Genomic DNA, 14,490 nt, shown 5'->3' with positions numbered 1-14,490 from the left:
TTAAGCTTGACCCAACTAGAAATTGATTTTTAACTATTTAGTATTTTAACAATAAGCAAAGCGAAAATTATGGCGGCCATCAACCCCGGCAATTGGACTTTACGAGAAAAAATCGGCCAATTAATTGTGGTGCGGGCCTCAGGATTTTTGTTTGACCATCAAATTCGTTACCCTGCTTGGGAAGCTCCCAATCAAACTCTGCAGAATTGGTTAGCAAACCTTAATTTGGGCGGGGTAATTCTCTTAGGGGGCAGTGGGGCTGAATTAGCTTTACGCACTGCTCAGTTACAAAGTTGGGCTCCGACGCCATTACTTTTAGCCGCTGACATTGAGGAGGGGGTGGGGCAGAGATTCTCCGGTGCCACTTGGTTTCCCCCTCCCATGGCTTTAGGCAGCATTGCCGAGCAAGATTTAGACTTGGCTCAACAATATGCCAAGCAGATGGGGGAAGTGATTGCCCAGGAGGCCCTAGCGGTGGGCTTGAATTGGATTTTGGCCCCGATCGCCGATGTGAATAATAATCCTAACAATCCAGTAATTAATGTGCGGGCCTTTGGGGAAACCCCGGAGATTGTGGGGACTTTAGTGCGGGAATTTATTACGGGAACCCAGCAATTTCCTGTGCTAAATTCTGCTAAACACTTCCCTGGCCATGGGGACACTAGCACCGATTCCCATTTACATTTGCCCGTTATTCCCCACCCCATCGACCGACTGGAAACCTTAGAGTTGCTTCCTTTTCAGCAGGCGATCGCCCAAGGGGTGGATAGTGTGATGACTGCCCATATTCTTGTCCCTGCTTGGGACGATAGTAATCCGGCAACTTTATCCCCGGCCATTTTGACTGGACAATTAAGACAAAAACTCGGTTTTGACGGCATCATTGTCACCGATGCGCTGATTATGGGGGGAATTACGGACATTGCTAGCCCTAGGGAAGTGGCGGTACGGGCTTTGGAAGCAGGGGTGGATATTCTCTTAATGCCACCAGATCCAGTAACTGTGATTGCGGCGATCGCCGAGGCGGTGGAATCGGGTCGTTTAACGGAGGAGAGAATTGAACAATCTTTGCAACGGGTATTAACTGCCAAGGAAAAATTAGCCCCCGCCCCTGATCCGAACAATTTCACCATTAATTTACAAACTGGGCCCGGCCGCAAATTAGTGGATCAAATTCTCACTGCAGCACTGCAAAGCGAGGGAGATTTGCCCATTGCCAACCTAGGCGATCAACCGGGAAAAAATTTAGTTATTGTGGATGATTTACTTACCGCCGATTTCCTTGACCGGGCTTGTCCTGCTCTAACTTTGCCGGTGAAAGGAGGATACACAGTCAAAATCCTCACTCCAGAATTGTTGGAACACTATCCCCTTGGTCAAAATCCATTTTTACTCCAGGTATTTATTCGGGGCAATCCCTTCCGGGGCACTGCGGGTTTAACATCTGCAACCCAAGCGCTGTATCGCCAATGTTTAACCCATCCATCCTTACAGGGATTAATCGTCTACGGCAGTCCCTACGTTTTAGATTGGTTCCAAACCCAGATGGCGGAACTCTGCCCCCATTTACCCTGGGCCTTTTCCCATGGCCAAATGCCCCAAGCCCAGGCGATCGCCATTGGCCGATTATTCGGTTGGCAAGATTTATCTGATCAAAGCATTAAAGATAGGACTTTTACCACCTAAAAGCTGATTCACCCAGGCTCAAGCAATACTCTGGGAAACCATAGCGCTGGTAATTCTTGCTCAACTATCTGAGGGAGTAGGGGTCAGTTTATCCAACGGTTCTGAAGGTGCTGTCGGAAGCTCAGTAATTTCTTCTTCAATCACCTTTTCCTCTACCATTGTCTGCAGTATTTCCTCTTCTGTCTCCCCTACTAACTCCGGTTCCTCCACCGCTTCAGGCTGTTGGATATCTGGGGATAGTTGTGGGGGGGACTCGGAAATATTTTCTTCTGTAATGCCCTCTGGGGAAGTGTTCAAATCCTGTATGGTCTCCTTTGGAGCGGCAAGGGGAACTTCTTCCACTACTACTTCCGTTTCCTCCACTTCAACCTGTTGATCGAGTTCAACTGATTCCGTTGCTTCCGTTTGAATGGCAGGTTCCGGCGCAGTTTCCACCAATTGCTCCGGCTCTCCCGCTTCCTCCACAGGCTCCACTCCAAAGGGGCGGTCCAAGCCGACCATAGTGTAGGCTTCCGCTAAGGGCACATCCCCTCGCATTAAACGGGAAAAGGCATCCTGGCCATCAGGTTGGTAATTGATCACCCGCACTGTGTTGTTAAAACGGTTAGCCACTAGGTTGCCCGCTTCGTCAATGAACTCCAATTTGAGCCAATTTTCCCCGGTTTCAAAGCCTTCCAGGTAAATGGGTTGCCATTGGTCCACCAAAAAACTTTCATCATTGACAGTGACCCGGATGCGCCAATCGCTCAAGTCAGCATCATTGGTCGCTGCAATGTGGAGGGGAGCGTTGGTTAAATAGTAGTCCAAAAGAATTGGTTCAGCGCCATAGTCTCCCTTGGGACGGCTATAGGTCAATAGGGGTAGGTCGGAGTCTGGATTATTGCTGTCGGTTTTGGTGAGAACGTGGAAAGTAACTTGGGCATAGGCCCCATCGTTTTTATAGCTTTCGTGCCAAGGGCGGACAGGAAAGGCCCGCAGGGTATGGGTGCCCGGCTCCAAATCTTCTAGGACAATGGGTTGGTCTAGGTTATAAATCGCCCGATAGGGTTCGTTATCCAAAATTAGATGGACATGGGCCCGCAGGGGAACAGTGTCATTTTGGTTCAGGGGTAGGTCTTCCGCCCGGAGTTTCACCGCCACTGTGGTCTTTTTGAGCACCGTATCGGGGGCCGGGGAGAGGATTGTTACCTGGGGTTGGTATTGATTAAAGCTGGAGGCTAGGGCTTGTATTGTTTTGGGGGGAGATACTTCCCGCAGGTTGCCCAACTGCACTGGTTCGCTAGTTTTAATTAAGGGGGGCGGGGACGATGCCGATAAAGATTGACAACCCCCTAAACCCATGGCGATCGCCAGCAGACATATCGTCAGCACAGTGGTCACATGGGACCAATAGCTTGGCCGACAATTATTTTGATTATGCCAATGGCGATCGAGCACAGTGTTAAGCCTCCCTCCAGTTATGGTCAATTGATACCAAGTTAGTTATCCAGCCAATATTTTCCTGCAGTTTCCTGATTTTCCACCTTGGGCAGCCCCATGCTGTAATTCAACACCCGACAATCTAGGTTGTAACTAACTTTACCTGCTTGCAACAGGTCACGGATAAAATGCTCCAAATCCGAGCCAATGCGCCGTAAATTGTAGTCAGTTAAATCTTCACCACTGTAGGACTCCACCAACTCATCGAAGCGACGATAAACCTGTTGGAGAGCATCTTCATTCCAAACAAATTCGTTATCGGGGTCCACATCCATGGTCAAGACATTGTTACTGGGAATCAGTTCATTACCTTGTACTTCAGCGCTAAAAATACGGACGTGGCGGGTAGTGGATTTAACAAGCATGGCAATTAGCTAAGCCTCTGGAGATCAAGAGTAATTCTAAACAAATTTGTCCGGGGTCGGTCACCAGGCAATGGCAAGAATCCAGCCAAACCCTTGTTTGAAGAAGATATTTAAAAGTCTTATCGCCCCTATCAACTAATAGGAGGGGGGCTTTAGGGCCAGGGGAAGACCCTCGATTTGAGCCCATAGCCCCCCAAATTAAGAAGTCCGGGGGCAAACAAAATTTAGAGGATTTACCGGTTCAGTTAGCTCCACCCCAACTACTATTTGTAGTTCTTAACGCACTCTTCCACCAAGGGCAGCACTGCATCTACATCTTTCCAGCCCAGAATTTCTGTCACCTTTTTCTCCAAATTTTTGTAGGAGCGGAAGAACTCGGCAATTTCATCCAAGCGGTGCCCAGCCAGGTCATTGATGGATTTAACGTAGGTGTAGCGGGGATCTTTGGCGGGAACACAAAGAATTTTTTCGTCCCGATCGCCACCGTCAATCATTTCCAACATACCAATGGGGCGGGCGGTAATTACGCAACCGGGGAAAGTGGGCTGGTCCATAATCACCATGCCATCGAGGGGATCGCCATCGTCAGCCAGGGTGTTGGGGATAAAACCGTAGTCGTAGGGATATTGCACAGAGGAATACAGTACCCGGTCGAGGGCAAAGCAATTCATGTCTTTGTCGAACTCGTATTTATTTTTGCTCCCTGCGGGAATTTCGATCAACACATTGATCAAACCGGCTTTGGGCTGGGCAGGAATACGGCTTAGATCCACAATTTTTCTCCAACGAAATACAAAAGAGTCACAACCAAACGGGCTCAAAACCCGATCGCATTTTACTCGTTGGGCTCCCCTTGTACCTAGCCTTAGCTGAGGGGAATTTCCCTTGGCCCTTTCACAGGCCATAATTAGGACGGTTATTGTCAATTTTTCTGCCCCTGTCCATGGTCTATTTTCCCCTGCCATCGCCAGCCACTGCCCTAACAGTGCCCAAGCTGGGGGAGGCCGATGGTATTTTCCTTTCCCTAGTGTTGCCCACCTATAACGAAGGGGAAAATATCCAAGCCATGGTAACTACCCTGGTGAAACTGTTGGAAAACCGTTGGTCTGGACAGTATGAGTTGATTGTGGTGGACGATGACAGTCCCGATTTAACTTGGCAAAAGGCTTTTAACTTAAGCGACACCTATCCCCAATTGCGAGTAATTAGAAGAACAGAAGGACGAGGTTTATCCACGGCGGTGATTCGAGGTTGGCAAGAAGCTAGGGGAAATTTTTTAGGAGTTATTGATGCAGATTTACAGCATCCTCCCCAGGTCTTGCTGGCCCTGTTGGCGGAAATGGAGCGGGGGGCAGATTTGGCAGTGGCTAGTCGTCATCAATCAGGAGGGGGGGTCAGTCAATGGAGTTTAGTGCGAAGGCTACTTTCCCGGGGGGCCCAGATGCTAGGTTTATTAATTCTGCCGGAGGTAATTGGCCGTCTGTCCGACCCCATGAGTGGTTTTTTCTTGGTTAGGCGTCAGGCGATCGCCGATTGTCCCCTCAGTCCAGTGGGTTACAAAATCCTCATTGAAGTGACGGCCCGGGGGCGCATCCGTTGGTTGGCGGAGGTCGGCTACGTTTTTCAAGAACGGCGATCGGGGCAAAGCAAGGTCACTTGGCGACAGTATGTGGAATATCTCCAGCATCTATGCAAACTGAGGTTGTCCCTTTCCTCCCGGTTTTTGCAATTTTGCGCGGTGGGGCTAACCGGAGTGGCGGTGGACATGGCCATTTTATTTATCCTCACGGAACCATCCCTGGGAGATCTGCCCCTGAGCCGCAGTAAGATCATCGCCGCCCAGTTAGCCATCCTGAACAACTTTTTTTGGAATGACCGTTGGACTTTTCAAGATCTAACCCAGGGACAAAATAGTCCCTCCCAAGTCAGTAAACGTCTGCTCAAATTTAACCTGATCTGCTGGGCTGGCCTGGGCATTAACCTGGGGCTGTTGAATTTCTTCTTTAACTTTTCCCACTTCAACCGCTACCTAGCCAACGCCCTGGCGATCGCCCTAGTGACCCTCTGGAACTTTTGGTTCAACCTCAAACTTAGTTGGCGAGTTACGGATGTCTAATGCCCTCCGCCGCTGAAGTTCCACCGGATCAACCGTTGTCATCAAGAAAAAATTAGGGCCTATTCGTCCGGTTCGATGGTGCTGGACAGCCCGTGACTCCGCAGGGTTTCACAGTAAAACTCAGCGTGTTCCAACTCACAAGTAATCACCAAAGACATGCCGTTAAAGTGGGCTTCCATCATAATGTCCACCGCTTGGGGCTGGGTCATGCCCGCCACCGTCTGGATCAAAGTTTGCACCACATGCTCCATGGAGTTGAAGTCATCGTTGTGCAGTAAGACCCGGTAACGGGGGGCGTGTTTGCGGATTGTGCTATTGCTGGGCTTGTTTAAAACTTCGGTCGCCATCATTTACCTCCCTGGGCGAAAGTGGAAAAACTTCAGATTCTTTACGTATAGATTTTAACCCCCAGTTCCCCGGAGCGGAGAACGTTACAATGGTAAAAGTAAAGAAATGTAACAAACTTCCCCATTGACCATGGTCACTTCCCCCCCAACCAGTTCCCCATCGCAGCGCTCCTACAGTCCGCAGGATTGGCTGAGAGGTTACCAGTCCCAGCCCCAGGAGTGGGATTATTGGGTCGAAGACGTGGAAGGGAGCATACCCCCAGACCTCCAGGGAACGCTCTATCGCAACGGCCCTGGATTATTGGAAATTGGCGATCGCCCTTTGAAGCATCCCTTTGACGGGGACGGCATGGTGACAGCCTTTAAATTTCCTGGGGACGGTCGAGTACATTTCCAGAGCAAATTTGTCCGCACCCAGGGTTACGTGGAAGAGCAAAAAGCGGGAAAAATGATCTATCGGGGCGTCTTTGGTTCCCAACCGGCGGGGGGCTGGCTCAAAACTATCTTTGACTTACGGCTAAAAAACATTGCCAACACCAACATTACCTACTGGGGCGATCGCCTCTTGGCCCTATGGGAAGGGGGACAACCCCATCGCTTGGAACCATCAAACTTAGCAACCATTGGGTTGGATGATTTGGGCGGCATTCTTGCGGAAGGGCAACCCCTGTCGGCCCATCCCCGCATTGATCCGGCTTCAACTTTTGATGGGGGCCAACCCTGCTATGTGACCTTTTCAATTAAATCCAGCTTGAGCAGTACCCTCACCCTGTTAGAGCTAGACCCCCAGGGTAAATTGTTGCGGCAAAAAACTGAAACTTTTCCTGGTTTTGCTTTTATTCATGATTTTGCGATCACGCCCCATTACGCCATTTTTCTGCAAAATAACGTTACTCTCAACGGGTTACCCTACCTTTTCGGTTTGCGAGGAGCAGGGGAATGTGTGCAATTTCATCCCGATAAACCTGCTCAAATTATTCTCGTTCCTAGGGACGGTGGAGAAATAAAAAGAATTCCGGTACAGGCAGGCTTTGTTTTTCACCATGCCAACGCTTTTGAGGAAAATGGCAAAATAATCCTCGATTCCATTTGTTACAATTCCCTGCCCCAGGTAGACACCGATGGGGATTTTCGTAGTACGAATTTCGATAATTTAGATCCCGGACAGTTATGGCGTTTCACCATTGATCCCGCAGCAGCCACGGTGGAAAAACAGTTAATGGTTAGTCGTTGTTGCGAGTTTCCCGTTGTCCATCCCCAGCAGGTTGGCCGTCCATATCGCTATGTTTACATGGGAGCCGCACACCATAGCACAGGCAATGCTCCCCTTCAGGCCATTCTCAAAGTAGATCTAGAGTCCGGCACTGAAACTCTACGTTCCTTTGCCCCCCATGGTTTTGCCGGGGAACCTATTTTTGTGCCCCGACCCGGTGGCGTGGCTGAAGATGATGGTTGGTTGCTCTGCTTGATTTATAAAGCTGATTTGCACCGTTCCGAACTAGTGATTCTTGATGCTCAGGACATTACTGCTCCGGCGATCGCCACTTTGAAGTTAAAGCATCACATTCCCTATCCCCTGCACGGTTCCTGGGCCCAGACTTGAAGTCTAGATGGCCACCGCAGAAGCCCTTACCAACGGTCAAATTCATAATAAATATTGCCCAGGGTTTCGTAGGTGATGCCAGGGAGCTGGCGTAATTTGGCGTCTAAGTAATCCATGGCTTCATCTTTAGTCATGTTAGTACGTTGCATAAAAGTCAGTACGCTCACTTTGCCCTGACTTTGTTTGACTAATTTTTCGAAAATCACTTCTACCTCCTTTTTTAAATTCCGCAGGTAAATATAAATGGTAAAAGCACAAATAAAGGAAAAAATTAGCCCTAAAACATGAAATAGTGGCAGTCTAAACAAAGAGTCCGCAAAAACAAATTCAAAAATGGCAAAAAAACCGAGGGTAGAGAAAAACACCGGCGTTGAACCGATGCGTTCCTGCTCTGTTCTCGATTTCAGGCTGACTAAACGGTAAACGTAAAAAACGGCTGTTAAGAACAAATAGAAAAGCCAGTCCATAAAAACTCACCAGTCCACTGGCGACTCACCACAGGTTAGGGGGCTAGAGGAAAATTCGGCCTGCCAGCACCATTCTAGAATCTTACTTTCAAAATCAGGGCACTATCAGCATTCAACTGCCACCCAAAATAAATAGGCTTAACAATGTTCCACTATTCCAGAGACTGTGGAGAATCATCGAAGATAAAAGATTGCGGGAACGGCTATAAACAAGGCCGAGAATGGAGCCCAAAACAAATAAAGGTAAAATTTCCGACACATTCAAATGGGCGATGGCAAACAGTAAACTGCTGAGAATAATGGCTACACTAACGGGAAAGTAGCGGGTTAGGGCTGGTAGGAGAAAGCCCCGGAAGATAATTTCTTCAAACACCGGCGCTAAAACGGCAGCGGTAAAAAAGAAAATTCCTAGCACTAACCAATTTTGGGAATCCAAAGCAAGGGAAAGCAAGGGATTACTGCCCCCCTGGCCCTGCCAAATTTCTTGATTTACTAAGGACACCAACACCACCAATGGCAATGCCACCAGGTAGCCTCCCAAGCCCCACAAAATGGCTCCGAAGTTAGGACGCAGGGTAAACCAATCCTGGGGTAGGGGACGAAAGTCCTTTAGGGAGACGAATAAAGACCCCAAACCCACTGCGGCGATCGCCCCATAGGTGGCCAATACGTAGAAGGCTTTGCCCATCAATGACAAATCCGCCATGGGCAGAGGTAACACCCCCACCACCAACGGCAAAACAATCTGGCTGGGAAAAAAGAAACCCACCACCAACACCTGCCAAGTGGTTTCCCAATTCCAGGGAGTGTCCCATCTGGTTTTGGCGTTAGTAGCTAGAATTGCCTTTTCCCGACCCAAAGCCCATTGCAATAACAGTCCAATCATCAGCAAAACACCGATGCCTCCTCCCAACAAAGGCAAGCTGTTGAGTAGGGCTAATTTCACCAGGGCCCGCTGGCTAGCCTTTTCCACTTCTGTTTGCAACGCTCCACAGGCGGGGGTATCACAAACCTGATCGAGGCTTTCAAGATTACCTTGGCGGCGATAAAGCTGGGTCAGTCCCTGCCAACGAAACCATCCCTTTAATTGGCTATTAATAACCGCTTCCGCATTGGAGGGGATGGGTTCGGCTTGTTGTAGAGCAATCAGCACGGTGGCGATTTCTTGCTCATTTGGCTCACCGTTGCTCACTACAGATTGCCAAGTATCGAGGGATTTTTGCGTCTGATTCTCAGCGTATTGGAGCAACCCCAAATTAATTTGAATTTGGTTTAGGGTCTTTTGATTTTTGGCAATGACTGCTTGGATTGGGGCCGGATTGACATTGGGGGATGTCTCCAGGGTCGCCTGTTGATTTTTGAGCCGGTCTAGATAGTCAGTCAATTCCTGGACTGCTATTTCGTACTGTTTTAACCCTCCCTGTTGGGGTTGACTTTCCAATAGGGCTGTTTGCAGGGTTTCCCGCCATGTTCCCGATTCCCCCTTCCCCTGCCAAGCCGAAGCTTGCAACAACAGATTGGTTTGGGAAAGTTGTAGCTGAGACTGTACTTGGGGTTCTTCTAAGCTTCCCACCAGGGAAAGTAAAAAGGGCACCAGGGAAATAACCGTCAACAGGGCGAGGATAATTCGCTTCATCAAAAAAAAACTGGGTCTAAAACCCCGTCCTTGGCTCAGGGACGGCTGTGTTAACGAAGCTAGCATAACCCATCGCCCCCTTTTGGCCAGGCCGGTTATCCCCCTCGGGGAGCATTGCCTTTGTAGTACAATGAGTGTTAAAAAACAACGATTATGCCTCCAACTTTTGTTCTTGCTTCTGCTTCCCCCGCCCGCAAACGTTTGCTGGAAATGGCCGGCATTAGCCCCCTAGTGGCCGTGAGCCATTTCGATGAATCTTCCTTAGCCGCCGACAACACAGTGGCCCTGGTGGAAGCTCTGGCCAAGGCTAAAGCAGGAACGGTGGCCAGTAAATTCGCTGATGCCCTCGTCCTCGGCTGTGATTCCCTTTTATTGGTTAATGGTCAAACCTACGGTAAACCAGAGTCGCCCGCGGTGGCGATCGCCCGTTGGCAAACCATGCGGGGTCAGGTGGGGGAACTGTACACGGGCCATGCCTTGATTGACCGCACCCAAAACCGTTGCCTGTGCCAAACGGGGTTAACCAAAGTTCATTTTGCTGATGTGGATGACGACACCATCCAAGCCTACGTGGGTAGTGGGGAACCCCTCCAATGTGCTGGGGCGTTTGCCCTGGAAGGCAAAGGGGGAATGTTAATTAATAAACTGGATGGTTGTTCCAGCAACGTGATTGGCCTGAGCTTGCCCATTCTGCGGTCATTGTTGCAACGGTTGGGTTACTCCCTTAAAGATTTTTGGTAACAATAAACTAAATTATCCCACAAAGTTGGACTAGCGGAACCATTCCGTTAGCCCACCGGGTTTATCCACCAATGTGATCCCCGCTTCCTGCAGCACATCCCTGAGGCGATCGCCTTCGGCCCAGTTTTTATCTTTTCGGGCTTGGGTGCGTTGGGCCACCAGTTGTTCAATATCCCCATCAGTCAAACCATTATCGTTGCTAGATTGGGACTCGGGATTAATACTTAAACCCAGAATCTCTGCCAGACTGACCAAAGTAATCCATTGGGTTTGCAACAAATCCAGATCGGCGGGGGTGGACCCCTCAAATTTTAATTTATTGCCCTCAGACCGTAGATGCTTGGCCAATTCAAACATTACGGCCAAACCACCGGCAAAATTAAAGTCATCGTCCACCGCCTCCTGGAATGCCACCGTCCATTGGTTCGCGTCGGGGCCTAGGGGGGTAAATGCCAACTCCCAGCCAAAATCTCCACCGTAGTCATAGCCAAATTGCAAACCTTCCCTTAGCGTGTGCCAACCATTAGTGGCGGCGGCGATCGCCGTCTCGGTGAAATCTAGCGGTTTACGGTAATGACCTTGGAGAACCAAAAGTCTGATTGCCATGGGGTCAACGGTTTTTAGCAAAGCCCGAATGGTGGTGAAGTTCCCCAGGGATTTGGACATTTTTTCTCCATCTACCTTCACCATGCCGTTATGGAGCCAATACTGGGCCAGGGGTTGACCCGTCACCGCCTCCGATTGGGCAATTTCATTTTCGTGGTGGGGAAAAATTAAATCATTGCCCCCCACATGTAGATCAATAGTTTCCCCTAAAAATTCCCTCACCATGGCGGAACATTCAATGTGCCAGCCCGGCCGCCCCTTACCCCAAGGAGATTCCCAGGCCGGTTCCCCCGGTTTAGCGCTTTTCCATAAGGCGAAATCAAACGGGTCCTGTTTTTGGGCTCCATCGGGATCGGCCACTGTCACCCGGCCGCTGGCCCCCGCCTGCAAATCCTCTAGCCTGCGTCCAGAGAGCTTGCCGTAGCCGTCAAAATTACGCACTGAGTAATAGACATCTCCACCGCTGGGATAGGCGTAGCCCTTAGCTTCCAACTCCGCAATTAACCTTTTAATGCCATCTAGGGTGTGGGTAGCCCTGGGGTAAAGATCCGCTGGTTGCACTCCCAACGCTTCCATATCTTCAAAATAGGCGGCGATAAATTTTTCTGACACCGCCTCCATGGTGGAGCTTTCGTCCACTGCCCGTTTGAGGATTTTGTCGTCAATATCAGTGAAATTTTGCACATAGCGCACCTCATAACCCGACCATTGCAGGTAACGACGCACCAAATCCCAGGTAATGCAGGTACGGGCGTGGCCTAGGTGGCAATAGTCATAGACGGTGATGCCGCAACAGTACATTGTCACCAGGCCAGGGTGGAGAGGTTGCAGGGGTTGTTTGGCTCGGGTGAGGGAATCGTACAGGCGCAGGGTCATGGGCAGGGAAGGCAAAAATCAATGGACAGTCTTCCCATTATTCTCCATCAAAGCCACACCCAGGCCCAACGGCGATCGCCAGGAATTGGGCCAGACTGGGAAAACTGAGCGTGGTAAAAAGGTAACGCTTTCAGTACTAGGGAGAAAGGATAGGCATTAACTCCTCTGCCTCATCAAAAATGGTCAAGCGGGCGGGCTTACATTGCTTGACGGTTACCTGAATATCCTGGGCTCCTTCTCCCCGCAAATCCTCCAGGTAGCCTAGCTGGGCTTTTTCCGCACTACTACGGCGGGCAAAGGGGCCAAAATAATAGGTACAGCGAGGAGCGCCGGTGCTAATTACAACCCAGTGAGCCATGCCCAGCAAGGATAAAACACGGATCCACAGTTCTTTCATAGGACTTTGGGTAGGGATAGAGACAAGGTAATGGGATTTGTTTGCTGTCATTTTAACTTTCCAATCCGCAATATTTTGTTACATTGCCGGCAGAATCGTAATTAAATCTGCTACCTTGTCCCTTCTTTTCCTAATCCTCGGAAACTTCTCGTAAGTCGGAGGCAGTGTGGGATAGGGTGGGGCGATCAAAACCCCGTTGGCGAAAAATTTCATAAAGACTGATGGCCGCCGCCACAGAAGCATTCAGACTGGGGGTTTTACCGGCTAAAGGAATGGTAATTAGATGGTCACAGTGTTTTTGGGTGAGCAAGCTCAATCCCTCTCCTTCCGAGCCAATTACTAACCCCATGGGTTCTCGCAAATCCGCTTGATGCAGAGCAGTTTGTTTCCCTGCTACGGTGCCATAGATCCAAAAGCCAGACTCCTTCAATGTTTCCAACGCACGGCTAAGATTTACCACCCGGGCCACGGGGAAATGTTCCAAGGCGCCAGCGGCCACTTTCATCACTGTGGAAGTGATCCCGGCTACCCGCCGTTGGGGTAACACCATGCCCTGGGCCCCAAACGCTTCGGCGGTACGAATAATTGCCCCCAGGTTATGGGGATCGGTGATGCTGTCGATGATGATCAAAACTGGAGCAGTGCTTTGGCTTTTAGCTTTATCAATCAGATCCCCCAGTTCCCAGTAGTGGTAGGGGGCTACTTGGGCGGCAATGCCTTGGTGATTGGCGTTGTGGGTGATTTGGTTCAGGCGAAAATTATCGACCTCATCCACTACCGTGCCGTTGGCCTTAGCGGTTTGAATTTTAGTGCGGTAGCGGATGTCGTGGCGGAGATGGGAAGTAATCCAAATGCGGTTCAATTGGCGATCGCCGTCTAGGGCCGCTAGAACAGCATGGTGGCCGTAGAGTAAATCCAAGGCTTCCTGGGCTTGCTCGGAGTCCATCGGCGGGGGAGCAGCAGGAAAAGTTTTGCCAAAGGGAGGCTTCTGGCCCGATCGCCGGGGTCTATCGTCACCGTAGCGGGGTTTATCCCTGTCTTTATCTTTAAAACGACTCTTAAAGTTGCTGGGCTTATCCCCAGCCCGTCGGGGTTTATCGTCGTTGGTCCGGGGACGGGGCTTATCCTGGAAGCGATCGGATTTTTCTTTAAAACCCTGGGGCTGGTCATCGTTAAAGCGGGGTTTATCTCCACTGCGCTTTAGTTTGGGTTTCTGCTCTCCATAGCGGGGCTTATCTCCACGGGCAGAACGGGGAGAAAATTTCTTCTTGGGCATTTCAGTCATGACTTTCGGGGGCTAACGGGGGGCGGCGTCGGGCAGTTCAATTAAGGCTAATAGTTCATCTAGTCGACGGGCATCCCTGAGGTATAAATAACCTAAAAGAGTTTCTAAACCACTGGCGGCCTGGTACAGTTCGGGATTAGCTCGCCGGGAGGTAGATGTGGCGGCATTACGACCCCGACGCACCCATTCCTTTTCTGGGTCGGTTAATTGGGGTAAAAGGGTGGTTAAAATTTGGGCCTGTTGTTCAGCTCGAACTTGGGCCACTACCCGACGGTGAAAATCCCCTATGCGACGGGGGGGAAACAGATAACAACAACGGACATAAAGTTCAAAAACAGCATCTCCTAGATAGGCCAGGGCCACGGGGGATAGGGACTGTACCGCAGGGGCATCAGCGGGGTTCAGGGAAGATTGCCAAAGGGGATGGTCATCAAACTGGGTCATGGCACCTCCCCATTGCAGTCAAAACGGGACAGCACCACCATGGTTGGACCACCCGTGAACAACCAACCATCATTACCCCTCAGTGGTAGCGGCGATCGCCTCAGCCAGGGAATTATGGAGATGGAGGAATTTTTCCAAACGCACCAGTTTTACCGTTTGGGTAACCCTAGGGTTGGTGACAATCTGTACACTTCCCTGTTTGTTTTGGGAAAGTTTGGTTACCTGCACCAAAGCTCCTAGGCCAGAGCTATCAATAAAATCAATGGTGGACAAGTCCAGCACCACATGGGGAGGCCCTGCTTCGATGTGATCGCTGACTACCTTACGGAAGGTAGGCTCGGAAAATGCGTCCAACAAACCCGTCAGACGGAAGATTTGTAACTTTTCCTTGACTTCTAATGTCCCGCGCAAACTGACCGTCAAGTTTAGTGGCTCAGCAATA

Annotated in this window: 15 protein-coding genes; 4 read left to right on the top strand and 11 right to left on the bottom strand. The window is 50.1% G+C overall.

Annotation, left to right across the window (positions count from 1 at the left end; translation table 11 throughout):
- Positions 1-69: 69 nt before the first annotated feature.
- Positions 70-1,686, top strand: coding sequence for a glycoside hydrolase family 3 N-terminal domain-containing protein (locus tag C7I86_RS09700; RefSeq protein WP_010873055.1), 1,617 nt, complete (start codon positions 70-72; stop codon positions 1,684-1,686).
- A 60-nt stretch (positions 1,687-1,746) separates the two neighbouring features.
- Here C7I86_RS09700 and C7I86_RS09695 read toward each other — a convergent pair whose 3' ends face one another.
- The 3 genes from C7I86_RS09695 to C7I86_RS09685 all read right to left on the bottom strand — a co-directional run bounded on the left by C7I86_RS09695 (position 1,747) and on the right by C7I86_RS09685 (position 4,303).
- A complete protein-coding gene (locus C7I86_RS09695) occupies positions 1,747-3,123 on the bottom strand; it encodes an Ig-like domain-containing protein (protein WP_010873054.1) in 1,377 nt (458 codons plus the stop codon).
- A gap of 41 nt (positions 3,124-3,164) precedes the next feature.
- Positions 3,165-3,530, bottom strand: a complete 366-nt coding sequence (locus tag C7I86_RS09690) for an NAD(P)H-quinone oxidoreductase subunit M (protein WP_010873053.1) — start codon at positions 3,528-3,530, stop codon at positions 3,165-3,167.
- A gap of 263 nt (positions 3,531-3,793) precedes the next feature.
- On the bottom strand, positions 3,794-4,303 hold the full coding sequence (locus C7I86_RS09685) for an inorganic diphosphatase (protein ID WP_014407118.1): 510 nt from the start codon (positions 4,301-4,303) through the stop codon (positions 3,794-3,796).
- Positions 4,304-4,473: 170 nt separating this feature from the next.
- Here C7I86_RS09685 and C7I86_RS09680 point away from each other — a divergent pair, with 170 nt between their 5' ends.
- The gene (locus C7I86_RS09680; RefSeq protein WP_010873051.1) at positions 4,474-5,646 is read left to right on the top strand and encodes a glycosyltransferase; all 1,173 of its coding nucleotides are present in this window, start codon (positions 4,474-4,476) and stop codon (positions 5,644-5,646) included.
- A 59-nt stretch (positions 5,647-5,705) separates the two neighbouring features.
- Here the strand turns inward: C7I86_RS09680 and clpS are convergent, their stop codons facing one another.
- Positions 5,706-5,993, bottom strand: a complete 288-nt coding sequence (gene clpS, locus C7I86_RS09675) for an ATP-dependent Clp protease adapter ClpS (protein ID WP_020862291.1) — start codon at positions 5,991-5,993, stop codon at positions 5,706-5,708.
- 130 nt (positions 5,994-6,123) lie between these two features.
- Between clpS and C7I86_RS09670 the strand changes: the two genes are divergently transcribed.
- Positions 6,124-7,596, top strand: a complete 1,473-nt coding sequence (locus C7I86_RS09670; protein ID WP_010873049.1) for an apocarotenoid-15,15'-oxygenase — start codon at positions 6,124-6,126, stop codon at positions 7,594-7,596.
- Positions 7,597-7,622: 26 nt separating this feature from the next.
- On the opposite strand, the gene C7I86_RS09665 is transcribed toward C7I86_RS09670, so the two are convergent.
- Both C7I86_RS09665 and C7I86_RS09660 read right to left on the bottom strand, forming a co-directional pair.
- Positions 7,623-8,063 (bottom strand): hypothetical protein, encoded by a 441-nt coding sequence (locus C7I86_RS09665; RefSeq protein WP_010873048.1) that lies wholly within the window; start codon positions 8,061-8,063, stop codon positions 7,623-7,625.
- A 112-nt stretch (positions 8,064-8,175) separates the two neighbouring features.
- On the bottom strand, positions 8,176-9,699 hold the full coding sequence (locus C7I86_RS09660) for a CPBP family intramembrane glutamic endopeptidase (protein WP_223211379.1): 1,524 nt from the start codon (positions 9,697-9,699) through the stop codon (positions 8,176-8,178).
- 153 nt (positions 9,700-9,852) lie between these two features.
- Here C7I86_RS09660 and C7I86_RS09655 point away from each other — a divergent pair, with 153 nt between their 5' ends.
- Positions 9,853-10,440, top strand: a complete 588-nt coding sequence (locus tag C7I86_RS09655) for a Maf family nucleotide pyrophosphatase (RefSeq protein ID WP_010873046.1) — start codon at positions 9,853-9,855, stop codon at positions 10,438-10,440.
- A 30-nt stretch (positions 10,441-10,470) separates the two neighbouring features.
- Here C7I86_RS09655 and cysS read toward each other — a convergent pair whose 3' ends face one another.
- The 5 genes from cysS to C7I86_RS09630 all read right to left on the bottom strand — a co-directional run bounded on the left by cysS (position 10,471) and on the right by C7I86_RS09630 (position 14,471).
- On the bottom strand, positions 10,471-11,922 hold the full coding sequence (cysS, locus tag C7I86_RS09650; protein ID WP_010873045.1) for a cysteine--tRNA ligase: 1,452 nt from the start codon (positions 11,920-11,922) through the stop codon (positions 10,471-10,473).
- Between the two features lie 136 nt (positions 11,923-12,058).
- Positions 12,059-12,319 (bottom strand): DUF1816 domain-containing protein, encoded by a 261-nt coding sequence (locus tag C7I86_RS09645; RefSeq protein ID WP_228670060.1) that lies wholly within the window; start codon positions 12,317-12,319, stop codon positions 12,059-12,061.
- A gap of 130 nt (positions 12,320-12,449) precedes the next feature.
- On the bottom strand, positions 12,450-13,604 hold the full coding sequence (gene rlmB / locus C7I86_RS09640; protein WP_010873043.1) for a 23S rRNA (guanosine(2251)-2'-O)-methyltransferase RlmB: 1,155 nt from the start codon (positions 13,602-13,604) through the stop codon (positions 12,450-12,452).
- A 12-nt stretch (positions 13,605-13,616) separates the two neighbouring features.
- A complete protein-coding gene (locus C7I86_RS09635) occupies positions 13,617-14,048 on the bottom strand; it encodes a Mini-ribonuclease 3 (RefSeq protein ID WP_010873042.1) in 432 nt (143 codons plus the stop codon).
- Between the two features lie 72 nt (positions 14,049-14,120).
- Positions 14,121-14,471, bottom strand: coding sequence for an STAS domain-containing protein (locus C7I86_RS09630; RefSeq protein ID WP_223211269.1), 351 nt, complete (start codon positions 14,469-14,471; stop codon positions 14,121-14,123).
- Positions 14,472-14,490: the final 19 nt, after the last annotated feature.

Origin of the sequence: Synechocystis sp. IPPAS B-1465, from assembly GCF_003015225.1 — a bacterium.
Lineage (GTDB): Bacteria > Cyanobacteriota > Cyanobacteriia > Cyanobacteriales > Microcystaceae > Synechocystis.
The sequence above is the reverse complement of the archived record's forward strand: the minus strand, read 5'-3'. Positions and strand labels throughout refer to the sequence as shown.